This is a genomic window from Kosakonia sp. WA-90, assembly GCF_039871955.1.
GTDB lineage: Bacteria > Pseudomonadota > Gammaproteobacteria > Enterobacterales > Enterobacteriaceae > Kosakonia > Kosakonia oryzendophytica.
In genome coordinates this window covers 1-23941 of record NZ_JBDPLJ010000008.1, presented here as the reverse complement: position 1 = coordinate 23941, position 23941 = coordinate 1, and the positions used below count along the sequence as shown (strand labels likewise).

Below are 23941 nucleotides of genomic sequence, written 5' to 3'. Positions count from 1 at the left end.
TGACTGGCTGCCAGGGGGATTTATACGGCCTGGTGTGGGCGGGCCTGAATCTCAATCGTGATCGTCACGGTGTCATCCACCAGCGCGGCAAAGCTATCCATATTGAATGCTGAGCGCGAAATCGCAGTCGAGGCATGCAGAAAAATATTCTCCGCCCCCGAGAGTTCGCCATGTTGACTTTCCAGGGAGGCATCAAGGATCACCGGGCGTGTGACATTTTTCACGGCCAGGGTCCCGAATACCCGAAAATGTCCCTTTCCGAGAGCCACCACGCGACTGCTTGTAAATGCGATGTTTGGGTAGTGTGCAGCATCAAAAAAAAGGTGGCTTTTCATCTGATACGTTAACAGGGTATTGGACGCCTTAAGGGTATCAACCGGAATGGTGACGTCTATCCGGTCGCCACGTTCATTTCCGGTATCCAGCGTAATATTTCCCGTCACCTTTTCCAGGCTGGCTTCTGAGGTCCCCCCAAATGCATGCCAGGCGAGGGCAATCGTCGTTTTCTGCGTGTTGATACTGTAGCTGGCAGGGCTGGCATATAACGAAAATGGCGTGATTAAAAATCCGAGAGCGATGACGGGCATGATACGGGTCATAGTGGTAATCCTTGAGGTGGTTACCGTATAAACGCGTCAACCTTGCTTCTTATTCGAACCCGCATCTCGTTTCACAGCAAACAGACGGTAAAAGAGAGAAAGCGATAGAGAATACATTGTTAAAATATCTTAAATTTCAGTCAATTATAAACAAAAGGAGTGTGCAGGATAATCAGATGTGCGTTTGCATTACATCCCTTCTCGCTCATGCGGATAGTCTGATCCCACCGGGTCAGTCTGTATGTGCCAATAGCGAAAATTCACTCGTTGTCGCTCAAATCGCTGACAGAAACCGTCAACACGAACCTCTGCTGTTCGCGCTTAAGGGACAGCCATACTCAAATCTCTCACAAGGCTCAATATCAACGTGAGGCGCGTAACAAACGCTGGCAATTACCTATTCTGCTCCCGCCATTGCCTGACATGGTCGACCAGAGCGCGTAGTTTGGGTGCCATATTGCGGCGTTGAGGAAAATAGAGATAGAAGCCCGGAAAAGAGGGAAGAAACGCGTCCAGCAATGAGACAAGTTGCCCTGTTTCAACAAACGGTCTGAACGTATCCTCTGTGGCAAAGGTAATTCCGCCACCGGCGAGCGCAAGCCGCAACATCAGGCGAAGATCGTTCGTTGTGATCTGCGGTTCAATCGCCAGGTTGAAAGGTTCTCCCGCCTCCTCAAATTCCCAGCGATAAGGGGCGACATCTTTGGCTGGGCGCCAGCCAATACACCGGTGATGGATCAATTCACGCGGGTGTACGGGTGTGTTGTTAGCCGCGAGATACGTGGGCGAGGCAACCACCATTTCACGTTGCTTTCCTGTAAGCGGGACGGCAATCATATCCTTTTCGATCACCTCCCCAAGTCTGACGCCAGCATCATAACCCGCGGCCACAATATCAAACTCTTCATCCGTCACGACAATATCAACCGTCACGGCGGGATTGGCTGCCGCAAACGAGGCGATCAGCGGGCCGGAAAGAAACGCTTCGGCTATCGAAGTCACTGCGATCCGCAGACATCCTCGCGGCAGCGTGTCCGACGCCACGTCTTCGAACGCCGCGTCAATACTTGATAACGGTGATGACAGGGACTGACGCAGACGTTCTCCCGCTTCCGTCAGCGTGACTGAGCGAGTCGTTCGCATTACCAGCATGGTGCCGAATACGTCCTCAAGCCGCCTTATTCCCTGGCTGACCGCCGATCGGGTGACATCCAGGCGAGCAGCGGCAGCACTAAAATTACGCTCTTCTGCCACCGCGAGAAAAACAGGTAAAAGGTTAAGATCGATTTTCATTGTTTAATGCCGCTAACCAGTGAGTCCAGTAATGACAGGATACTGAAAACAATCGCGACGTTCTATGATCGATTCGAACTCAACTGAGGAGCATGCTATGGATAAAGTGATAGTCATTACCGGCGCATCCAGCGGGATTGGTGAAGGCATGGCCAGAGAGCTTGGAAATGCCGGCGCGAAGGTGTTATTAGGGGCGCGCAGGCTGGAACGTATTGAAGCCATTGCCACAGAAATACGCAGCGCAGGGGGGATTGCCCTGGCGCGGGAGTTAGATGTCACCAGTCGCCTGTCGATGGCGGGCTTCGTGCAGGCAGCGCTTGATCAATGGGGTCGGATCGACGTGCTGATCAACAATGCGGGTGTCATGCCACTTTCTCCGCTTGCAGCGGGCAAACAGGATGAGTGGGAACGCATTATTGACGTGAATATTAAGGGGGTGCTCTGGGGGATTGGTGCTGTTCTTCCTGTCATGGAAGCCCAGGGCTCCGGTCAGATAATCAATATAGGATCTATCGGTGCCCTGACTGTGGTGCCAACCGCTGCCGTCTATTGCGCCTCAAAATTCGCCGTACGAGCGATTTCGGATGGTTTACGTCAGGAAAGTTCGACTATTCGCGTGACTTGCGTCAACCCTGGCGTGGTGGAGAGTGAGCTGGCCTCAACCATTACCCATACGGAAACCAAAGCGGCGATGGATGTGTACCGTTCTGTGGCACTTAAACCTGCGGATATTGCCCGCGCCGTTCGGCAGATTATTGACGCTCCAGAGAGTGTTGATACAACCGAAATAACCATCAGGCCAACGGCATCCGCCAACTGAAATACCTGACCGGGAACTGGCGTCGTGTCGGTGTAGACTGCCTGCTTTGCTCCGAAAGCAGATTCCGGAAGGAGAGAAAAGTGAGCCAGAAACAGCGTTCAGCACTGAGCCGTTTCCGGCTCCCTGCTCACCTGGGGGGTCTGCCGTCAGGCTCTATAAACGCACCGGACTCATCCCCTTCCAGAGCATATTTAACCGGCCGCCGCGCCCCCTCCGCTGGCGTCATTACCCCGTAACCCGTCAGGTCCGTTTTTACAAACTTCGGGCTGACAGCGTTGCCTTTTATACCGGTGTCCCTCAACGCTTCGCTCGGTTGAACAGTAAACATATCCAGCGCAGCCCTGGAGGCATTGTAGCCAATAAAGTGTGAAGCGTAAGACGTGGAGGTCGGGTTATCGTTAAGCGTCAGCAAGCCTAATCAACTGAAAACGTTAACTCTCCTGACACCTTCAGGAGCCGTTAAAACCCTCTTCTGGGGAAAATGGCACGGGATCCGGGAGGTATTTTCACTCCTGACGGTCATGCGAAGTGAGACATATAATGTCTTAAATGACTACCATAATCGTCATTTAAGACACTTCTTTCTCACTTATGATTCTCTCATTGAATCAATCGTGATCGAAAGGAGTCTGCAATGAATCTCGCAACACAACCCACTAAAGGCACCGCCGTGATCACAGGTGCGTCTTCCGGTATCGGTGCGATTTACGCGAATCGACTGGCGCGCATGGGTTACGACCTGATCATTATCGCTCGCAATCATAACCGCCTGAATCAGATGGCCAGCCACATTACTGCTGACACCGCCCGTAATGTGGAAGTGCTGGCAGCCGACCTTGGAGATGCCCAACAGCTTGCCGCTCTGGAGCGAAAACTGCGTGACGATGCCAGCATCACACTGCTGGTGAACAATGCCGGTGTGGGTACGCATACGCCGTTGTTGTTGAGCGAAGTCGATGAGATGCAGGCGATGATTAATATCAATGTCGTCGCCCTGACCCGTCTGACGTATAGCGTGGTTCCAGGTTTTGTCGCGCGAGGTACGGGCGCCATCATCAATATCTCCTCGATTGTCAGCCTCGCGCCGGAACTGCTGAACGGCGTGTACGGCGGTACAAAAGCCTTTGTATTGGCATTCAGTCAGTCACTGCATCACGAACTCGCCGAAAAGGGCATTCACATCCAGGCCGTGCTGCCGGGCGCGACAGCAACACCGTTCTGGGATAACGGCGGCTTACCCCTCGAACAACTCGATAAGTCGATAGTGATGAGTGCTTCTGACCTGGTCGATGCCGCGCTAACGGGTTTTCTTAACGGGGAACTTGTCACCATCCCATCATTGCATAACGACGCTTACTGGCAGGCGATGGAAAGCAGTCGCCAGGCCATGATTCCGCATCTTTCACGTAACGTACCCGCCGACCGTTATCGCGTCGGCCCGACTCGCTAATTATTTAGCCAACAGGAATAACCGTATGAAACTGACAGGCAACACTATTTTTATCACTGGCGGCACGTCCGGGATTGGCCGCGCGATGGCGGAAAAATTTCATCAACTGGGAAATCAGGTGATCATTTCAGGCCGCCGTAAGGCACTTCTGGACACGGTCACGGCTGAAAATCCGGGGATGGCTTCCGTGGTGCTGGATGTGACCGATGCATCCAGCATTAAATCGGCGGCGAAAGAGGTGCTCTTGCGCTATCCGGCGCTGAATGTCGTGATCAATAACGCTGGCATTATGCCGTTTGATAACGCCTCCGCTGAACTGGACGATGAGATGGCTACCACCTTACTGGATACCAACCTGTTGGGCACTGTTCGGGTCAGTTCAGCTTTTGTTGAGCACCTAAAGCAGCAACCGGACGCGGTATTGATCAATAACAGTTCGATTCTGGCCTTTTTACCTCTGGTGACCAATGCACTCTACTCAGCAACCAAAGCGGCGATTCATTCGTACACCCTGTCGCAGCGTTTTTTACTGCGCGATGCCGGTGTGAAGGTCATTGAAATTTCACCCCCTTGGGTTGATACCGATTTGATCTACAAAAGCGGTGACTCCCGCGCGATGCCACTAGCCGATTTTATCCAGCAGACCTTTGACAAACTGGCGACAGACGCCATTGAAGCGATTGTAGAGAGTGTGCTGCCTGCGCGTGCAAATCCGGGTTTGAATGAACACGAGATGGTGAATGCCTTCAACCAGTCAATGATGGATAACCCGATCCCGGTTGCGTAACCTGCTCTGGGGCAGGTAACTGCCCCCGTTCTGGAGTTGATAATGCAAAATCACCTGTCCACCTCCCAACGCCGCGCACTATGGGCGCTTAGCCTGGCGTATTTTATTCAGGCGACCGGTTCGCTTTCCGTAGCGGGCAGTCTGGTCCCGATTTCTCAGGAGTGGGGGATCAGCGATGCACAAAGTGCTCGTCTGCTCTCTATTTTCGGTCTGACATTTGCGCTCGGCGCGCCGCTGGCACAGGTTATGTTCGGCAAGTTCATGCGCAGAACACAGGTGCTGGCAGGCATGCTGGTATTTGGACTGGGCGCCCTGACTTTTGCCATTGCTCCGGACTATAAGGTGCTGGTGGCTTCGCGGATTGTCATGGGGCTGGGTGCCTCCCTGATCGGTCCGGTACTGATTGCGCTCGGCGCAGAGTTAGTGGCTCCTGAAGAACGTGGCAGCGCCATTGCCATGATCCTGCTGGGCGTCTCAATGGCCAGTATGGTCGGTATTCCGCTGGCGGCATGGCTGGCCACCGTCTGGGGCTCGCGGATGTTATTCACGCTTATCGCGCTGATGAGTGTCCTCACCGCCAGTAGCGTGTTTCTGCTGGTGCCCAACGTGGTCAGCGGTGTTGATATCCGCTTACGCCAGGTCGGCATGGTGCTCAAGCAAGGCAAATCACTGGCCGCCTTTCTGGTCGTCTTTTTTATCACCTCCGGCGTTTACGACATGTACGCCTTTATCTCGCCGATGATCCGCGATCGCTGGCAAGGTGATACCCCGGCCGTCTCCATCGCGCTGGCCGTTATTGGCTCGGCGGGTATTGTGGGGAATCTTTTTGTTGCCCGTGCTGCACGCCACTACAGTGCGGAACACTTGTTGGTTGTCGGTCTGACGTTGCTGGTGGCGGATATGTTGCTGATCATGCTACTACCGGCTCAACTGTCATTGTTGTATCTCCTGCTGGTGGTCTGGGCCTTCTCCACTGATCTGTTATGGCCCACTCAACAGCGGCGTATTGTGGAGATCTCAACGGCGGAAACGCGTGGAATTTCGCTGGCATTAACCAGTGCGTTTATGTTCTGCGGTATTGGTTTTGGTTCGGCCGTAGCCTCATGGCTTTATCCACTGTCGGGCTTTTACGGAGTAATGATAAGCTCAATCGTGTTCCTGCTGCTGGCATTGGCCAGTCTGTGGACGTCTGAGCGTTTACGCGCCCGCTCTGCGGAATATCAGGCGGTTAGTCTGTCATAAAGGAGTTGCGATGCACCGAATAGGATTAATCATTGCTGACCATTTTCAGATGCTGGCGCTGTCTACGCTGACGGTATTTGAGTTTGCTAATCTGGTCGCTGATCGCCCGTTTTATCAACCTGAGGTCTACTCCGAACATGGCGGTACCGTACGTTCTTCTTCCGGTATTGGTGTAGATTCGGCGAAGTTGAGCGAGGAAACGCAGGTGGATACCTGGCTGGTGGCAGGCGTGCTGTCTCCCCAGGAGGAACCCGCCAGCCCCGGCGTGGTTAATTTTCTGCAAACTACCGCCAGCCAGGCACGCCGTATCGCCGGGATCTGCACCGGCGCATTTGTACTGGCACAGGCCGGACTGCTGGAGCAAAAACGTGCCACCACGCACTGGGCGCACTCACACAGTCTGGTCTCACAACACCCCACTATTCGGCTCGAAGATGATCGTATTTTTATTATTGATGACACTATCTGGACCTCGGCAGGCATGACCGCCGGGCTGGACATGGCGCTCGGTATGGTAGAGAAAGATCTCGGTGCAGACGTTGCCCGTACGGTGGCGCATCGTCTGGTGATGAATCAGCGTCGCTCCGGCGGCCAAACGCAGCATTCGGAAATGCTTGCCCTGTCACCTCGCTCAGATCGTCTGCAAACTGCGCTGGAATATGCCCGCAACAATCTGCGCAAAACCCTGACAGTTGAAATGCTGGCCGATGCGGTGCATGTCAGCCCCCGCCAGCTTAGCCGTCTTTTTCGTCAGGAGACGGGCAAGTCCCCGGCAAAAGCGATTGAAAGGCTGCGGCTTGAGGCCGCGCGCGTCATGATTGAGCAAAGCCGCCTGTCGCTGGATGCCATCGCTCGTGAGTCCGGTTTTCGCGACAGACGGCATATGCGGGAGGTGTTTATTCGCGGGTATGGCATTCCACCTCAATCCCTACGCGCAGGCCGTTAAGCCATAGTGCTGTATTCACTCTGCAAGGGGGACGTGGGGTTATTATTCTTTTCCGCGAGCGCAGACTAACGGCGTGTCACCGAAAGGAAATGCAAGTTTGCACGATAACATTACGCCTGATCATCGTTGCCGTCCGGCAAGGTTCCGGTGAAAAAGGGGCTATGCCCACGTCTACGATACTGAGCAGGCGTGATACCGTAGGTTTTTTTGAACGCTTTCGTGAAAGAGGAGAGCGACAAAAAACCGCACTGCTCAGCCACACCCTCCATCATCAGGTTTCGCGCTTCTGAAAGTAGCCTCACCGCCAACATCATACGCAGTTGATTAAGCCAGGCCTGCGGTGTCTGATGGTAGCTGTTTGAAAAGTGACGGGCGAAGGTGGCTCGGGACAAAAAACAGCGTTGCGCCATTGATGCCATCGTCCATGGCGCTGCCGGATCGGCGATGACAGCCAATACAGCAGGAGCAAGACGTTTATCGCTTAGCAAACGCAATACCCCGGCAGGAGGCTCGCGCCGCGACAGTAAAATACGCAGGATCAACGCAAGCAGCGTATCTGCCAGCCCCTTAACGATGCTCGCACTGCCCGGCAAACCGCTTAGACTTTCGCGTACCAACATTACCAGTAGCGCTTCCAGCTCGGGGCAATCGTGTCGCTCATCGGTACGGAGATGGATCAGCGTTGTTTCATCGGCGAACATCCAGCGATAGCCCGGACCGAAATGAAAGTCACCGCACAATACCTCTACCGCAGGCCCCGGCCCTTCCGTCCACACTTCAGTTACGATGCCATTATTGTTGACCTGCGCGGGAACGACCTGCCCCCAGTCCACAAGGCTTTGCAATAAATGCGGCGATCCGTGCGGGAACAGAACGATATCGCCCGCGCGAACATCGAATGTGTTCCCTTCAACAACCAGCCGGGTTTCACCATGAAGAATGACATGCCAGGGCACAATACCGGCGACCTGTTGCGGGTGGTCGGCGTCCCAACGCCCGGTAAAACGGCAGTGGAGATTGACGTTACATACTGGCGCGAGTAAGGAAAGCAAGCGACTGAGGTTGTCCACCCTGGCTCCTGAGACGATAAGACAAAAAGTCGAGACGATACGGCCAGAACGTCAGCCCACCGCGCCCTATTATGTGCTCATCGCCGATACGGCGAAACCCTTAAACTGAAAGGAAAAAATGATGAGCCGATTAACTTCCGTACACCCCGACAATGCGACGGGTCAGACAGCCGAACTCTTTAACGCCATTAAACGGGCGATGGGTAAAGTCCCGAATGCCTACCAGACCATCGGGATCGCTCCCGACATTCTGAGTCAGGCATTGCAACACAACGCCACACTGGCGAAAAGCCAGCTGAGTAAACAGGAAATTGAAGCCGTTAACCTTGTGGTGAGTGAGGTGTCAGGATGTGATTATTGTCTGGCGGCGCATACGTTAACCGGGAAAATGGCAGGTTACAGTATTGAGCAGATTCAGGCATTACGTCGGGGAGAGTACCCGGAGGATCCGCATCTTGATGCGCTGGTCAAATTTGTGAAAAAACTGGTGACGACCCGTAACACCTTACCAGAAGAAACCGTCAGCCGTTTTCTGGCAGCAGGCTTTAGCGACCGACACGTGGTAGAAGTGATCAGCGCCGTCAGTGCAATTCTGTTCACGAATATGATTAACCGTGTAAATGACACCGTGGTGGACTTTCCAAAAGTAAACTAACCCACTGCATGTGGCAGAAAGCCCTCTCTTTCTGCCACAATATTACGTCTCTCCTTACCCACATCCCGGCGAATAAAACAATGGGGCGCAGGTCAGGGTCTCGCGCAGACGCAGGAAAAGTTCCTGTTTGCCCCTACCGGAAAAATGTCGCCATTGCCTCACTCAGTGCGTTGGGCTGTTCATCCGGGATAAAGTGACCACTCTGCGGGATAGTGATGCCCGTTACCACCGCCGCAAACTGATGTAGCGGGGCCGCCATATCAGGAATAGATCCCTCTTCAGCGCTAATTGCCAGGAGCGGTAGCATCAATTTACCTTGCCCGCACCGCGTCCGATTCTGGGCGGCTGACACTGCCGCCTCGCGATAAGGCGCTAACCCTGCGCGAAGGGCACCACGTTGCCTCATTAACCGCACATACTCTGCGATATCCTCATGGCTAAACGCCATCGGACTGGCGGTTTTGCGCCGCAGGAACCATTCAAGGTAAACATCCTCACGCCCGCTAATTAACGCTTCCGGCAGATCGGGAAGCACATGGAAAGCAAAGTGCCAGGTCTTCCAGGCTTTATCAGGTGTTGCAGGTAAGGCATCCGGCAATGTGATACCCGGGATACCGGCATCCAGCAGCGCCAATTTGATGACCTGCTGGCTATAACACATGGCATAAGGCCACGCGACCCAGGCACCGACATCATGGGCGGCAAGGTAATGTCTTTCAATCTTGAGCGTTTGCATAAAGCGATAGACATTTCCGGCCAGTGTCTGTGTATCGTAGCCAGCCAGAGGCTTGTCTGAGTCGCCCAGACCGGGCAGATCAAGCGCGATGAGGTCGTAACGATCGCCGAGCAGCGCCATCACTTTGTACCAGGCATATGCGCTTTGCGGAAAGCCGGCCAGCAGCAACAACACGTCACCATGCGGGTTGCCGCCTCTGACATAGTGCAAGCGAACACCGTCGACTGCCGCGTAGAAATGAGCAAAGCCGGGCAAATTATCGACCGGTTGCGACCAGGGTTGTGTGATTGATTGATCAGGCATTTATCACTCCGGTTATTTAGGAAATGAACATTTCCTTTATGGTTAAAATTTTTAGTCGAGTAGGGTCATGACCGTGGCTACCAGACGATCATGTGCCGGTAACTCACCGCTCTTACCCGCCACACGCATACCCAGCACCAGACACATCAGGACGCTGCTCAGTGCTTGTGCATCATGTCGTGGATGCACAGACCCATCCTGCTTTCCCTGCTCAATCAGTTGGCGGATCGTGTGTTGGTTGCGTTCAAGTGCAGCGCGGACCAACCCGGCCAGTTCGTCGTCAAGCAGCCCCAATTCAATGGCACTCCCGACAACCAGACAACCGCGTCGCCCTTCCATATCGCTGGCAGACTCAAGATAGAAGCGCAGGAGTTCGGCGATTTTTGCCCGCCCATCAGGTTGCTGTGTCAGGCGCTGGCGCAGGGTTTGATTGCGCAGCGAGGTATACCGTGCAAACACTTGCAGGAAGAGGCTTCGCTTGTCGTGAAAGGCTTTATAGATACTGCCGGCCGTGAGCTGCATCGCCTCGCTTAGATCGGTTATCGACGCACTGTGGTAACCCTTTTCACGAAATACCGGTATTGCAAGATCCAGCGCTGAATCCGGGTCGAACTGTCGCGGGCGTCCCCGTTCACGGGCACTGTGCAATGTCTCAGGCATCATGCTCTCCATTTTGGAAATAATCGATTCCTAAATACTCCCACAGAAAACGACAATTGGAAAGTTTTCCGCTTGATGAAAATGCGCGCTAAAACGAAACACGCTCGCGAACCGCAGGTGCCGCAGGTGCCGCAGGATGAATAATGTCGCTCAGTTCGGGTGAATCTCCATTCGTCCCTGGCCAGAAAAGTCCGTCAGTTATAAAAAACCACCCCTCATCAAATTAGCCAAATAATATGCGACAACCCTTTGTAGTATATCAGCCCGATACGTACTTCAATCGGTTGAATAGAGCGCTAAAAATACTAAAAATTGCCTTTTTCAATCCGCCTCAAATACATCCTTTAATATATCCATATCTATTCGCCTCCTGTATACTTCGCGATTAACTAAAAAAATGCGCTTGTTATTGTTGTATTATTTTTTACTATGAACCAGGGAAAGTAAAATGAATAACAGAGTTCTTTTTCTAAAAAATATGCACGTCCTTGCACAAAAACTCAGTTGGATTGAAAATGATTCCGTCGTGGATGAGTTGAAGGATTTATTTATTGCAAATAGTCATCTATTAAATGATGATGAGAATACCACAACATTTATTAATCAACTGATTTACTGTGCCGGGAAAAATGTCACACCAGACGATGTTGAAAACTTACTCACTCACTTAACTGATTTTTTTATATACTATTTTTCAATACAACCGTGTCATGTTTTCTTCGTCGGAAGAGATTGGGACTCCTACCAGCAAAACGCGCTTTTCCTTCCATCTAATATGGAAAAAGTTACCGCATTCGAAATCAATCTGGACACAGACCCGGAAAGCATCCAGCTAAACCAGAGTGACGATACGTTTATTCCCCTGATCGTCACAGATTCCACAGGGTTTAACTTCATCAAAAAAAATAATATAGAATTCCCTGACGCGCTAACCATCCTGCAATTTCCAGAGAAGAATACCAGTCTTTATAGTATGGATATTGGATTCATACCTCTTCTTAATGCTCGTTATAAAAAAATCATCAGCGATCCAAATGTACAGAGTGTGATACTTGGATCATCCTATGCATACCAGGGATTCCCTGATGAGCTATTAGATAAATCAGTAAACCTCTCTATCTTCTCCGGTGATTTTACTTTATCGTACAGCCTGATTAAGAAAATAACAGAAACAACACATATACGAAATTTCATTCTCTGCATCGGTCTTTATGATGCTTTTTATGAGTTATCAATGGGCGCTGCCCCAACGTTCCCTATTGCCCGCTACTTCTGCAAAAGCCAGGATATTGAATACAACTTCAGGAATAAAGTCGAAAATTCCAATAGTAATTCAACTAGCCAACATATTCTGAGCCCACTTGATTTGCTCATCAGGCATATCTACGAGAGAAAAACTCACCTTAAGTTTTATAATGATGAGGAATTATCGAGGCTCAGTAGTCTGTTGCTTGATGAGCCGATTGTAAAAAAATCTGTCGATTTTATAAATGAGAGAAACTATCGCACTGACTTTTCATATTCATCAGCAGACATCCTGACACGTACATCAGAACTATCAAAGGCTTATACAAGAAAGCATAGTTTTGAAAATAATAAAGAGGTCATTTCCTCCATGATAGAGTTAATTAAAGAAACGAACTCTACCATTAATTTTATCGTTATGCCGTTCACTGACTTTTACGTTGAAAACTTTGATAAAAACCTAAAAAATGAAACGCTGGAGTATATCGAAAGTATTACTGATGGCCAGAATGTATTCATGACTGATTTATCGACACATGAAGCATTCACGCCTGAAGATTATTACGATTCGGATCATTTGAATTTTAATGGCGCCCGAAAGCTCTGTCACGTTGTTAAGCAGCTAGGGTGTGAAATTTAACAAACAGGCGTGTTATACCAAAAAATCGCTTTTCCTTATGGTTTAACAGCAGAAAAGCGATAATGTGGCCTTTAGCCTGACGCGCATTCGTCATGTTTTCTTGGGTCAGGATTTATCATACAGCGCATTGCAAGCATGACCGAAACCGGATGACGGCGTTTTTTACGCTCCAGGAGAGCGTGACGTATCCTGAACGTCAGACGACGTAATTTTTTGATTGTCCTGGAAAAAGTGAGCGAGCAAAGTACCGCCCCGTCATCTGAATCGGGGCGGAGCGTATGCGTATTTATTGACCGTGCATCGCCACACGCAGCCGGGAAGGACACGCAAAAAAGCGCTCAGAAGCGATATGTCACTTTCAGGCTTCCGGTGGGCGATGATTTTCGTTGCACAATCGGGCTGTTGTGTGCGTCCCCGGTCAACTGCGTATAGCCTGCTGCAGTAACCACGCTCCAGTCTGGGGTGAGCTTGTACGTCCAGTCAATATTCATGTTATAGGCATAAATTCCCGATCTGGCATCATATTGAGCAAACCCCGATGCGGCCGACTGTGATGCGCTTACGCCGTAGTAAGTCTGCATGTACTGGCTCGTCCCCCAACTGCCGGTCAGCGCCAGTGTCACGGAATTTTTGGGTGACGTATACAGCGGGCTGGTAATGCCAAAATGCAGCGCCGTACCGTTGCTTCGCTCAGAAATCGGCACCTCCGCCTGCAATTGCACATTAAGCCAGTCGGTCACCCTGTACCCTAACCCGGGTACACCAATCGCTGAGCCTTTGACGTCACCCATCCCCCGCAACTCATCGCTGCCGTAGCTGACTGAGTCGCTGTCCACGTTACGATCCTTACGGCCTGCGCGATAACTCAGCGCAGCGCTGTAATCCAGCTTGCCGATATTGTTGCCATAACCGATACCCCGCGTACTGCTGATGAAGAAACCATTTGCCATTGAGTAATCAAGCACCAGGGCCGTTGTGGCGCGGCTTTTATCCGAACCAGAATAGCGTGGCGCAACATCCACGCCTCCCCCGAGGGTTAACGCGTTGCCTTGTTGCTGTTCTGCCGCCAGGGTCGGGGTGGCCAGCAACGCCAGAATAATGCCCGGCACTATTTTTTTCAGGTTACGACCCGAGAGTGAGGGGGGAAACTTATGACGCAGTTCGATGTTTCTCATTAAAGAAGTCCTTGTGGATTCAACTGATTACGATATAAACGGTTTTTAAACATCAGAACGCTCAGTTTGAATGCTCACCCTAAAGTTCTCATGAGCCAAAAATGAAGAAAGCATGAAGCAAGTACAGGTGCCCCAAACCTGATAGATTTCCTGATATCGATTTTTTCTTCAGACGTTCTTCATTCACCGTTGATACAGTAACCATTGTGAAAATTCTCCTAATCGAAGACGACCTGGATCTCGGCAATGGCGTGCGTATTGCTCTTTCAGATCAAGGATTTGACGTCATATGGGTTCGCCGAAAAGAGGATGCGCTGCATCAGCTTGACGCTTGCGTGCCAGAACTTGTGCTGCTCGACCTCGGACTGCCCGACGGCGATGGCATGAGCCTGATGGCGTGCTTGCGTCAGCAGTGCAAGGGCATCCCGGTCATCATCCTGACCGCGCGAGGCACGTTGCAAGATCGCCTCAGTGGCCTGGATGCCGGTGCAGACGACTATCTCGTTAAACCTTTTGTGCTCGCCGAGTTGTTAGCAAGGGTGAGAGCCCTTGCACGCCGCAGTTACGGTTTTCAGGATGAGGCGATAGAAATCCGCGGCCTCTCTCTCCATGTGCCGACTCGTCGCGTAACCGTGGGTGCAGGTCGTGTCGATTTGACGGCCAGTGAATACGCGCTGCTTGAAACGTTAATGTTGCGTGCTGACCGCGTCCTGACACGCCGTTTCCTGGAAGAAAAGATCTTCGGCGCAAAAGAAAACATGAGTAATGCGCTCGATGTGCATATGGGTAATTTGCGTCGCAAAATTGGCGACGGCTATGTACGCACGGTGCGGGGCGTAGGGTATGTCATTGATACCGTACCGATCCAGAAAGGAGCGGGTTGATGCGCAATGTTTGGCACCACCTGAGAACGCCAACGCTCGTGCGGCGAGTGATGATCGCGCAAATGGTACTGCTTACACTGCTTTGGTGTCTTTTTCTGACCTACGTTTTGTGGGAGGACTTGCGCAGTCCCCCGATACTAACGGGCAGTAAGACTTACGAAACCATTTTTACAATGATCGATCGTATGGACGATAGCCCGCAGAAGCGCACTGATGTTCTGGACGCGTTCAGCAAGGCCTTGCGGGAAGATTATGGCGGAAGTGAAGATCCGGAACTGTCAATCAGCCTGATCGTTCGGAAAAATAAAGAGATTATTTATGCATCTGATGGCGCTCCAACAGGCGTGACAAACACCAGATATGGGAAAATCCAGACGATTCAGAGTGAAGGTCGTACCTGGACTAGCCGTACCCTCAAATCCGCAAACGCCGATGTGGAGGTAACACTTATCACCCCTGCCGGTGGCTGGAACTTCTTTATTTACCTGAACTCGCGTGGCTACTACGTATTGCCGCTGTTGGTGTGCATTCCTTTTCTTTTGTTTCCCGCGTGGCTGTCTATCCGCATTGCCATGCGTCCCTGGAACAAGGTCGTCACTGAAATTGCCTTCCGAACGCCAGAAGATCTCTCGCCCTTAAAAGAAGTGCCAAAACACAGGGAGCTTCGCCAAATGGTCGATGCGGTTAATGGATTCCTCACCAGAGTGCGAGAAAGCACGGAAAGGGAACGGGTTTTCATAGCCGATGCCGCTCACGAACTGCGTACTCCCCTGGCGGCGATGCGCATCAATGTTGAGGCCTTGCAAGCCTATATAAACAGCGATAGCCAACAGGAGTTACTTGCAGGGATTATTCGCAGCAATAGCCGTGCGGCTCGTCTCGTCAATCAGTTGCTGCTGCTGATGCACAGCGAAGCGCGTACAGACACGGTTATGGCGCCGGTGCCGCTGACGACGCTCATACAAGAGCGAATGGCTGCACTGGCACCGCTGGCGGCTGAACGTAGTATTGAACTCGAATTCTACTCTCATGATGAAATCTGGATTACCGGTGTCAGGGAACGCCTGATGTCGCTGATCGACAACGTCATTGAAAATGCCGTGAAATACAGTCCTGAGGGCGGACGGGTTGTGGTAGAGGTACGATCATCTGATGCATCCACTCAGCTATGTGTCTCAGACGCGGGGCCAGGCATTCCCGTTGAATTGAGGGAGCGGGTGTTCGACAGATTTTTTCGCGATCCCAATCAGGTGCAAAGCGGGAGTGGATTGGGGCTTGCAATTGTCAACGCGGTTGCGCAGCAACACAACAGCAGCGTAAGCCTGAGTACCTCTGCCGAAGGTGGGCTCATGGTTACGGTTAATTTCCCAAACCACACGTCCGCCTGAACGAAAACACGGTTTTTGAACCCAGCCCGCCGGAGAGTATCCCCGTTCGGGCCCCTTCCAAAATGCTTTCCGAATACCGCCCCTAACGTCTTACGAACATCTGCTAAATGGCCAGGATCGTCTACCGGTCAGGCATCAGCCCACATTGAATGTGAGATCAGCGTTGCCTTTTGTGCACACCGGAAACTTATTTTTACGAGTCAGGTCACCCGTAGACTTCTTCAAAAAAATTGCCGTATTTGTTATATTATTGCTCATTGATTATTCACCTCTGCGGTGCCAAAAAGAACAAGATTCACCGCAACCCAGGACAATGAAATGTTAGATTACCGCTTCCCGACAGCTTTGCAGATGGTTCTCAGCGTAGCGATGGCGGAGCAATTGGGTGAACGTTCGACAAGTGCGATTCTGGCCTACGGTTTGGAAGCGAATCCGAGCTTTATCCGCAAATTAATGGTTCCGCTCACGCGTGACGGCATTATCGTCTCAACGCTTGGCCGCAACGGTTCTATTCACCTTGGTCGCCCGGCGGAAAAGATCACTCTGCGCGATATTTATGTTTCCGTCACCGAAGATAAAAAGCTGTGGGCGTCGCGTCCCGATATACCGGCTCGCTGCGTGGTCAGTGCCAACGCGTGCTGGTACTTCAAATCTATCGCCGATGAAGCAGAGCAGGCTTCGTTAGAGGTGTTAGCTCGCCATACCGTGGCAAGCGCGCTGGCAGAAGTCAAAAAAGCCAATACCAGCGGGTTCGATCTGGTGCCTGACATTGTTGCCCAGCATAAAAAAGCGCTTTGATTCTTTTCTGATGACAAAAAAAACCGCCTTCACAGTGAAGGCGGTTTTTTGTTATCTGCAACAACTCAGGCAGGCAAAACGTCCCTTGCTGATTTGTCACGCGTAACAAGTTTACGCAGCGTTACGTAAAACACCGGTGTCAGGAACAGACCAAACAGCGTCACGCCCAGCATACCGGAGAACACCGTGATCCCGGTGACGCCGCGCACTTCTGCCCCCGCGCCGTGGCCGAGGATCAGCGGAATGGTCCCGGCAATAAACGCAATGGAGGTCATCACAATCGGGCGTAAACGCAGGCGACACGCCTCCAGCGCCGCTTCCATGATACCTTTCCCCTGAATTTCCAGCTCGCGGGCAAACTCAACGATAAGAATCGCGTTTTTACAGGCCAGTCCCATGAGAACCACCAGACCGACCTGCACGAACACGTTGTTATCCCCACCGGTCAGCCAGACGCCAAACAGCGCGGACAGCATCGTCATCGGTACGATAAGGATCACCGCCAGCGGCAGGGTCCAGCTTTCATACAGCGCTGCCAGCACCAGGAAAGCCAGCAGAACCGCAACCGGGAAGACAATCAGTGCCGTATTGCCCTGAGTGGCCTGCTGGAAGCTCAAATCCGTCCACTCAATATTCATCCCATTCGGCAGTATTTGCTTCGACATTTTGTCCAGTTGCGTCATCGCCTGCGAAGAAGAGAGTATGCGAGGATCCGCGTCGCCAATGAGATCCGCTGCCGGATAACCATTGTAGCGAATCACCGGATCCGGCCCGTACGTCGTCGTGATCTTCACCATACTGCCGATCGGCACCATTTCACCCTGATTATTACGGGTGCGCAGATTAGCAATATCTTCCACGCTGTCGCGGAACGGTCCGTCTGCCTGCGCCATCACACGCCAGGTACGCCCGAACTGGTTGAAATCATTCACATAAGACGAACCCAGATAGGTTTGCAGCGTACCGAAAAGATCGGTCAGCGACACCCCCTGCGCTTTCGCCTTATCACGATCGACCTGCACATCCAGCTGCGGAACGTTAGCCTGATAGGTTGAGATAGGGAAATGCATCCCTGGCGTCTGCATAATCGCACCGGACATCATGTTCACCGCGTTTTGCAACGCACCATAACCAAGACCAGCACGATCCTGTATGTACAGCGAATAACCAGACCCCTGACCCAACCCTAAAATCGGCGGCGGCAAAATAGAGAAGCCAAAGCCCTGCTGGATTTGTGCAATTTTCGCGTTGATCTCAGCGTTAATCTCCGCCGCAGAATGTTTACGCTGGTCAAACGGTTTCAGGCCAAAAAAGACCGTCCCGGTATTCGGCGTATTGGTGAATTGCAACGCATTAAGCCCAGGAAAGGCGACCGCATAATCCACCCCTTCGGTGTTCATGCCGATTTCGCTCATTTTGCGGATCACCGCATCGGTGCGTGCCAGCGAAGAGCCTTCCGGCATTTTCACACCGCCAATTAAATAGAGCTTATCCTGTGTGGGAATAAACCCGCCGGGTACGGCTTTAAACATGACGCCAGCGGCACAGAGCAGCAGCACATACACAATAAACACCGCACCCCGTCGTCCAAGCGTTTTGCCAACCAGCCCCTGATAGCGGTTCGAGCTACGGTGGAAAAAGCGGTTAAACGGACGGAAAAGCCAACCGAACAGACGATCAATAAGCCTGGTAGGGAAGTCTTTCTGTGCGCCGTGCGGCTTTAACAGCATGGCCGCCAGCGCTGGCGAGAGCGTCAGCGAGTTGATGGCGGAGATCACTGTTGAAATCGCGATCGTCACCGCAAACTGTTTGTAAAACTGACCGGTTACCCCGGAAAGAAACGCCATCGGTACGAACACTGCACAGAGCACCAGCGCAATCGCGATAATCGGCCCGGATACTTCACGCATCGCCTGATGCGCTGCCTGAAGGGGAGCCAGTCCCTCTTCGATATTGCGCTCAACGTTTTCCACCACCACGATGGCATCATCCACCACGATACCGATAGCCAACACTAGCCCGAACAAACTCAGGGTGTTAAGTGAAAAACCAAGCAGGTAGAGAATACTGAACGTACCCACAACCGATACCGGCACCGCGATCAATGGGATAATCGACGCGCGCCAGGTTTGCAGAAACAGGATCACCACCAGTACAACCAGCACCACCGCTTCCAGCAATGTTTGCACGACCGCGCGAATCGAATCGCGAACAAACACCGTAGGATCGTAAGGTGCCGCCCATTTCATATCTTCCGGGAAACGCGTGGCCAGTTCGTCCATTTTGGCGCGCACCGCGTTAGACAAATCGATGGCGTTCGCCCCCGGAGACTGGAAGATACCAATCCCGACTGCGTCTTTATTGTTAAGCTGGGAACGCAGTGCATAGCTGCCAGACCCCATTTCTATACGCGCCACGTCGCGCAGGCGTACCAGCGAGCCGTCTTGCGCCGTTTTCAGAATAATATTGCCAAACTCTTCTTCGGTGTGCAGGCGACCCTGAGCGTTAATGGAGATCAGGAAATCGCTCTCTTTCGGCAGCGGCTCAGCACCAAGCTGCCCGGCGGAAACCTGTACGTTTTGCTCCTGCATCGCCGTGACCACATCCGAAGCAGTCAATCCGCGCGCCGCGACCTTATCGGGATCCAGCCAGATGCGCATCGCGTATTCGCCCGAACCAAAAATCTGAATTTGGCCGACACCGGGAAGACGCGCCAGTTCATCCTTCACTTTGAGCGTGGCGTAGTTACGCATATACAGTGAATCGTATTTACCGCCGGGCGAAAACAGATGCACCACCAGCGTCAGCGTCGGCGATTGTTTCTGGGTGGTGATGCCCAAACGCCTTACATCTTCCGGCAAACGCGCCTCAGCCTGTGATACCCGGTTTTGTACCTGAACCTGCGCCTGATCGGGATCCGTACCCGGACGGAAAGTAACGGTGGTCACCAGTACGCCGTCGGAGCCTGCAACGGATTTCATGTACATCATGTTTTCAACGCCATTGATCGCTTCTTCCAAGGGCGTCGCCACAGTCTCTGCAATCACTTTCGGGTTGGCACCCGGATACTCCGCACGCACCTGCACGCTTGGCGGCACGACGTCCGGATATTCGCTGACCGGCAGCAGCGGGATAGCGATTAATCCGGTGACAAAAATTAGAATCGACAGCACTGCGGCGAAAATCGGCCTGTCGATAAAAAAGCGGGAAAAGTCCATGTGTCGGATTCTCAAATAAGGGATCAGTTGAGGGCAGTGCTGGCGGTCATGGCAACGGTTTTCGCGTTAACCGGCATACCCGGCATAAACACTTTTTGTAAACCATCGACGATGACTTTATCGCCCGGCTTCAACCCTTGCTGCACGATGCGTAAACCGGCAGCCAGACGCCCCGGCGTGATATCGCGACGCTGCGCTTTACCATCTTTATCAACGATATAAACATATTTGCGATCCTGATCGGTCAGCACCGCTTTGTCGTCAATCAGCGTGGCTTTGAATTCAGCGCTACCCGGCAGCCGTACGCGAGCAAACAGTCCCGGCGTGAACTGACGCTGCGCGTTATCCAACAGCGCGCGCATACGGATCGTGCCGGTACTCGGCGTTAACTGATTATCAAGAAAATCCACTTTCCCCTGGTGAGGGTAGCCCTCCTCGCCAACAAGGCCAATCTCAACCGGTAGCGCCAGGTGATTGCTGGACGCCCCTTGCCCACTGCGGGCAAGATTTTGATAGTGGAGGTAAGTCGACTCATCCACGTCAAAATAGACGTAAACCGTCTTCTGCGAGACCAGCGTGGTGAGCACGCTGGCGCTGTCACCGGCAGTGACCAGATTACCGCTGGTGATCAACGCACGGCTGGCGCGGCCATCGATAGGCGCGGTGACTTTGGTGAAATCCAGATTAAGTTGCGCCGCGTCAACCGCCGCCTGCGCTGCGCGAATGTCGGCCTGTGCCTGGACGGCAGCTGAACGGCGCTGCTCCCATTCTTCACGGGATACCAGATTGGTATGGATTAATTTATTGGTACGCTCAGCCTCACTTTGCGCCAGGCTGGCCTGCGTTTTGGCTCTCGCTAACGTTGCCTGCGCCTGTTCCAGCGCGGCACGATAGGTTCGGTCATCGATAGTGAACAGCACATCGCCCTTTTTCACCTCCTGGCCGTCGGTGTAATTCACTTTATCAATGTAGCCAGATACACGGGGGCGTAGCTGAACACTTTCCACCGCTTCAATCCGACCGTTAAAGCTATCCCACTGACTAATGGATTTCACGACCACATCAGCGGCGCTGACGGCGGGAGCTTGTGGCACGGCGTTCTGCGCGACACCGTCATCGCAGCCGACAAGCAGTACGGAGAGTAACATTACTCCCAACGCATGCAGATGAAAGTTAACCCAAGGTTTTTGCAGGCTCATTATTTTTATTCCGCTAATTGTAGCCGCCGGGCAAGACGCAGTAGAAGACACCGCGCCACTTCCTTTGTCCGGTCTGGCTTCAGGCCATTTGTGTCGTTCATCGCCACAAAACTGTAACAGTTACGAATACACTATCGCGGGGATTGTAGGGAGGCGCTAAATTTAGTGCAACAATAATTAATACACTTTATGTGCTATTTTGGTCAGCGCAAAAGACGCAATTCCGGCAAGGTCTTAAATGCAACAATAAAACTTGCAATTAATGCAAAATCGGGCCACCTTTAAATGCAACAGATAAAGATACCTTTTAAGCTGCGTGGGGGAACGAAATGAACACTGACGCATTTATGCACGATTTACTCGACTGGATCGACAACAACCTTGAAAGCCGTCTGGACATTGGCACCGTTTCCCGGCGCGCGGGCTATTCGAAATGGCACCTCCAGCGGATATTCAAAGAACATACTGGCTATACCCTCGGCGAGTATATTCGCGCACAAAAACTGAAAAAATCGGTCGAGCGCTTAACGCACAGCTCTGAACCGATTTTGAACGTGGCGATCGCGTTGGGCTTTGACTCTCAGCAATCCTTCAATCGCAGTTTCAAGCGCCAGTATGGCGTGGCACCCGGAGTATGGCGCCGTAGTATGGGCACCTCTGCAATGCGGACATTACGCCAGCAATCCACATAACATGTCGTCGTTTTCGCGGCAGCCCGTGCAGGATGAAATCGTCAACCTGATAACAGCGCTACGGGCAGGCCGCCCGGCGTGTCCGGTTTGATGTTTCATCCAGACGCCGATGTTAACCTGAGCAAGATTACCCGTCAGCGGCTGGTGTAAGGACAGTAAAGAAGCGTTAATTCCGCTTGCTCCGTATGGGATGCGTAAACGCCGATTTTCGCCGATATCAGCTTTATCACTGCAACCAGGCTTGATTCATTATGAAACTTAAAAACATCACTCACTCATGAAATTTAAGAAAATGAACATCATAAACTAATGAGTACACCTGAGAATTTCGACGAGCATACTCTTATGACACATTGGCTGTGCATCACAGGTCGAGAGATTACTCTACTCTCTACTGCCGACATTCCCATTTAAACCCTTAAAACAAGCTTTACATGTACAGCATGTAAATTCCACAAACGTCTGTTGAGTGCCAAAAGCGGACATTGAAAACGTACAGTATATTACCCGATGCGGGCAAAGCAGAACCAGTAACCCCCTAGAAATGATAGAGGAGTGCAACTCCTCTATCACGACAATCAATTAAACCTATAAATTATCGAAAGCAAAATGACGCAGAAAACTATCAGAATGAATAGTTTCAATGTGTTAGGAAATTTATCCTTCCAGAAAGTCAATGACAACTGATCTTCAATCCACCTTTTTTCCATTTCACTAAAGAATTTATAATGAGCATACCAATTGCTCCCACAAATTTGTTTGGTGATAGTGGTTTCATAAAATTCTTTCATCAGAATGTCAAGTTGTCCAATATATTTAACAGAATCCGGTTCGTTTTCTGATTTCGCATCGTAATAGAATCTTTCAATCTTTCTGAAGATTGCTGTTTGCTTCTTACCTGCTTCTTCATATTTACTTTTATCACCATCATAGAAATTGATGTACAAACTGCCAATACTCAAAATGATAAAAATGGCTGCAATATGCTTAGAACTCATTTCGTCCATGTAAAGGCCTAAAATAGAGACTGCTAATGATATGATGCCAATCCAGCCAGGAATTTTGCTGACAATATCAAATGTAGCAAAGTTTTTCTTAGCACCAAATCCAACATTATATCCAGCAGTAGCAATATGAGATAATAGGTCATTTTTTTGCATAATAATTACTCGATTGGTATGTCGATAACGTTTTGGGCAATTACTATATGGTTCTTAACTATGTAACACCAAACCTTGTGAGCACCTCTAAATTTTGTATGTTCAGTATGAGTTACTTGACCTAAAACTATTTGGCCTCGAACTTCATCACGCTGTTCAGCTTCTCGACCTCTATTCAAGACTTTCCAGTAAATATCATAAGGTTCGGGAATGAGATCCAAACTTGCCTGGTTGATCGAAAATGATAAAGTTCTATTCGGTGGTAACCAAGAACGAGCTATATCCGACAGGTAAGCCCTAATCGAACGGTCCCTATACCCGTTTTCTTTGACAATGCAGTTAACTTCGAGGGGATATCTTATATCAACATCATCAAACTTTTCATCTGTAAACTCTTCCGTATTGCGCCATGTCTGAGCCGTATAGGACTCATTGATGAAATTAGCTGACTCTAACCCCTGAGAGTCACGCATTTCTACAGCTACTTTAGGGAAAGTTAGCCCGAAAACTTCTCGCCAGTGTTCATGGCATTTCTTTGTCGAGCCATTCTCATAAGCTTCAATCGCTTGTGTACATAATTTAAAGGCTCGTTTTGCTTGCCGCTGAAAATTTCTATAGACCTTAACTCTCTGCCCACTTCCTATCGCTGCATAATGTTCATGTGCATCTTCTTGATGCAAAAAGTCAAAGAAGTCTCGACACATAAGCCCATAACTGACCATTCCGGTATTATCGTAATCATCTGTTTGTTTCAGAAATCTCCAGGCTAATGTGTCAATGAGAAGTCCCCCCATATCAATGGTGTTTCTATTTTTCCAGGCTCTTAACATGCGGCAAAGATTATGAAGATTACTACTTTTGTTATTACGGTGACCTGCTCCCCATTGATTAACACACGACGATGTTAGTAATGTCTTCATCAGCAACGTGAGGACATCCCCATGAAGAAGCGTTTTTCTGACGAACAGATCATCAGTATTC

At 51.1% G+C, this 23941-nt stretch carries 22 protein-coding genes; 11 read left to right on the top strand and 11 right to left on the bottom strand.

Annotated elements, in window-relative coordinates; translation table 11 throughout:
* Positions 1-20 precede the first annotated feature (20 nt).
* Entirely contained in the window at positions 21-599 is a 579-nt protein-coding gene (locus tag ABGA49_RS14420; RefSeq protein WP_061493391.1) for a YceI family protein, read from the bottom strand.
* A 393-nt stretch (positions 600-992) separates the two neighbouring features.
* Positions 993-1892: a LysR family transcriptional regulator gene (locus ABGA49_RS14415; protein WP_347665718.1), complete on the bottom strand. Its 900-nt coding sequence runs from the start codon at positions 1890-1892 to the stop codon at positions 993-995.
* A 97-nt stretch (positions 1893-1989) separates the two neighbouring features.
* Between ABGA49_RS14415 and ABGA49_RS14410 the strand changes: the two genes are divergently transcribed.
* On the top strand, positions 1990-2712 hold the full coding sequence (locus ABGA49_RS14410) for an SDR family oxidoreductase (RefSeq protein ID WP_061493389.1): 723 nt from the start codon (positions 1990-1992) through the stop codon (positions 2710-2712).
* 127 nt (positions 2713-2839) lie between these two features.
* Here ABGA49_RS14410 and ABGA49_RS14405 read toward each other — a convergent pair whose 3' ends face one another.
* A complete protein-coding gene (locus tag ABGA49_RS14405) occupies positions 2840-3124 on the bottom strand; it encodes a hypothetical protein (protein ID WP_061493388.1) in 285 nt (94 codons plus the stop codon).
* A gap of 222 nt (positions 3125-3346) precedes the next feature.
* Here ABGA49_RS14405 and ABGA49_RS14400 point away from each other — a divergent pair, with 222 nt between their 5' ends.
* Genes ABGA49_RS14400 through ABGA49_RS14385 form a run of 4 tightly spaced genes read left to right on the top strand, consistent with a single transcriptional unit; the run spans position 3347 to position 7137 of the window.
* Positions 3347-4162: an SDR family oxidoreductase gene (locus ABGA49_RS14400; RefSeq protein ID WP_347665717.1), complete on the top strand. Its 816-nt coding sequence runs from the start codon at positions 3347-3349 to the stop codon at positions 4160-4162.
* A 25-nt stretch (positions 4163-4187) separates the two neighbouring features.
* Entirely contained in the window at positions 4188-4949 is a 762-nt protein-coding gene (locus ABGA49_RS14395) for an SDR family NAD(P)-dependent oxidoreductase (RefSeq protein WP_061493386.1), read from the top strand.
* Positions 4950-4991: 42 nt separating this feature from the next.
* Positions 4992-6191: an MFS transporter gene (locus ABGA49_RS14390; protein ID WP_347665716.1), complete on the top strand. Its 1200-nt coding sequence runs from the start codon at positions 4992-4994 to the stop codon at positions 6189-6191.
* 10 nt (positions 6192-6201) lie between these two features.
* Positions 6202-7137: a GlxA family transcriptional regulator gene (locus tag ABGA49_RS14385; RefSeq protein WP_347665715.1), complete on the top strand. Its 936-nt coding sequence runs from the start codon at positions 6202-6204 to the stop codon at positions 7135-7137.
* A gap of 110 nt (positions 7138-7247) precedes the next feature.
* Here the strand turns inward: ABGA49_RS14385 and ABGA49_RS14380 are convergent, their stop codons facing one another.
* Complete coding sequence (locus ABGA49_RS14380) at positions 7248-8207, bottom strand: AraC family transcriptional regulator (RefSeq protein WP_061493383.1); 960 nt, start codon at positions 8205-8207, stop codon at positions 7248-7250.
* Between the two features lie 121 nt (positions 8208-8328).
* On the opposite strand from ABGA49_RS14380, the gene ABGA49_RS14375 reads away from it, so the two are divergent.
* Positions 8329-8862: a carboxymuconolactone decarboxylase family protein gene (locus ABGA49_RS14375; protein WP_061493382.1), complete on the top strand. Its 534-nt coding sequence runs from the start codon at positions 8329-8331 to the stop codon at positions 8860-8862.
* A 133-nt stretch (positions 8863-8995) separates the two neighbouring features.
* Here the strand turns inward: ABGA49_RS14375 and ABGA49_RS14370 are convergent, their stop codons facing one another.
* Together ABGA49_RS14370 and ABGA49_RS14365 are read right to left on the bottom strand one after the other, a co-directional pair.
* Complete coding sequence (locus ABGA49_RS14370) at positions 8996-9901, bottom strand: alpha/beta hydrolase (RefSeq protein WP_347665714.1); 906 nt, start codon at positions 9899-9901, stop codon at positions 8996-8998.
* A gap of 51 nt (positions 9902-9952) precedes the next feature.
* Entirely contained in the window at positions 9953-10561 is a 609-nt protein-coding gene (locus tag ABGA49_RS14365) for a TetR/AcrR family transcriptional regulator (RefSeq protein WP_347665745.1), read from the bottom strand.
* Positions 10562-11009: 448 nt separating this feature from the next.
* Between ABGA49_RS14365 and ABGA49_RS14360 the strand changes: the two genes are divergently transcribed.
* A complete protein-coding gene (locus tag ABGA49_RS14360; RefSeq protein WP_347665713.1) occupies positions 11010-12446 on the top strand; it encodes a hypothetical protein in 1437 nt (478 codons plus the stop codon).
* Positions 12447-12784: 338 nt separating this feature from the next.
* On the opposite strand, the gene ABGA49_RS14355 is transcribed toward ABGA49_RS14360, so the two are convergent.
* Positions 12785-13621 carry a MipA/OmpV family protein gene (locus ABGA49_RS14355; protein WP_347665712.1) on the bottom strand — a complete coding sequence of 279 codons (837 nt, stop codon included), beginning with the start codon at positions 13619-13621 and terminating at the stop codon, positions 12785-12787.
* 206 nt (positions 13622-13827) lie between these two features.
* On the opposite strand from ABGA49_RS14355, the gene ABGA49_RS14350 reads away from it, so the two are divergent.
* From ABGA49_RS14350 to ABGA49_RS14340, 3 genes are all read left to right on the top strand, one after another.
* Positions 13828-14505 (top strand): response regulator transcription factor, encoded by a 678-nt coding sequence (locus ABGA49_RS14350; protein WP_347665711.1) that lies wholly within the window; start codon positions 13828-13830, stop codon positions 14503-14505.
* Complete coding sequence (locus ABGA49_RS14345; RefSeq protein ID WP_134318749.1) at positions 14505-15893, top strand: ATP-binding protein; 1389 nt, start codon at positions 14505-14507, stop codon at positions 15891-15893. Before ABGA49_RS14350 ends, ABGA49_RS14345 begins: the two co-directional genes overlap by 1 nt.
* 318 nt (positions 15894-16211) lie before the next feature.
* Positions 16212-16691: an Rrf2 family transcriptional regulator gene (locus ABGA49_RS14340; protein WP_347665710.1), complete on the top strand. Its 480-nt coding sequence runs from the start codon at positions 16212-16214 to the stop codon at positions 16689-16691.
* Positions 16692-16756: 65 nt separating this feature from the next.
* Here the strand turns inward: ABGA49_RS14340 and oqxB are convergent, their stop codons facing one another.
* Both oqxB and ABGA49_RS14330 read right to left on the bottom strand, forming a co-directional pair.
* On the bottom strand, positions 16757-19909 hold the full coding sequence (gene oqxB, locus ABGA49_RS14335; protein ID WP_347665709.1) for a multidrug efflux RND transporter permease subunit OqxB: 3153 nt from the start codon (positions 19907-19909) through the stop codon (positions 16757-16759).
* 23 nt (positions 19910-19932) lie between these two features.
* Complete coding sequence (locus tag ABGA49_RS14330; RefSeq protein WP_088237809.1) at positions 19933-21108, bottom strand: efflux RND transporter periplasmic adaptor subunit; 1176 nt, start codon at positions 21106-21108, stop codon at positions 19933-19935.
* A gap of 329 nt (positions 21109-21437) precedes the next feature.
* Here ABGA49_RS14330 and ABGA49_RS14325 point away from each other — a divergent pair, with 329 nt between their 5' ends.
* Positions 21438-21800: a helix-turn-helix domain-containing protein gene (locus ABGA49_RS14325; protein ID WP_061493372.1), complete on the top strand. Its 363-nt coding sequence runs from the start codon at positions 21438-21440 to the stop codon at positions 21798-21800.
* Positions 21801-22378: 578 nt separating this feature from the next.
* Here the strand turns inward: ABGA49_RS14325 and ABGA49_RS14320 are convergent.
* Both ABGA49_RS14320 and ABGA49_RS14315 read right to left on the bottom strand, forming a co-directional pair.
* Positions 22379-22960: an SLATT domain-containing protein gene (locus ABGA49_RS14320; RefSeq protein WP_347665708.1), complete on the bottom strand. Its 582-nt coding sequence runs from the start codon at positions 22958-22960 to the stop codon at positions 22379-22381.
* A gap of 5 nt (positions 22961-22965) precedes the next feature.
* Positions 22966-23941, bottom strand: a 976-nt coding sequence (locus tag ABGA49_RS14315) for a hypothetical protein (RefSeq protein WP_347665707.1), incomplete at its 5' end; no start/stop codon positions are given.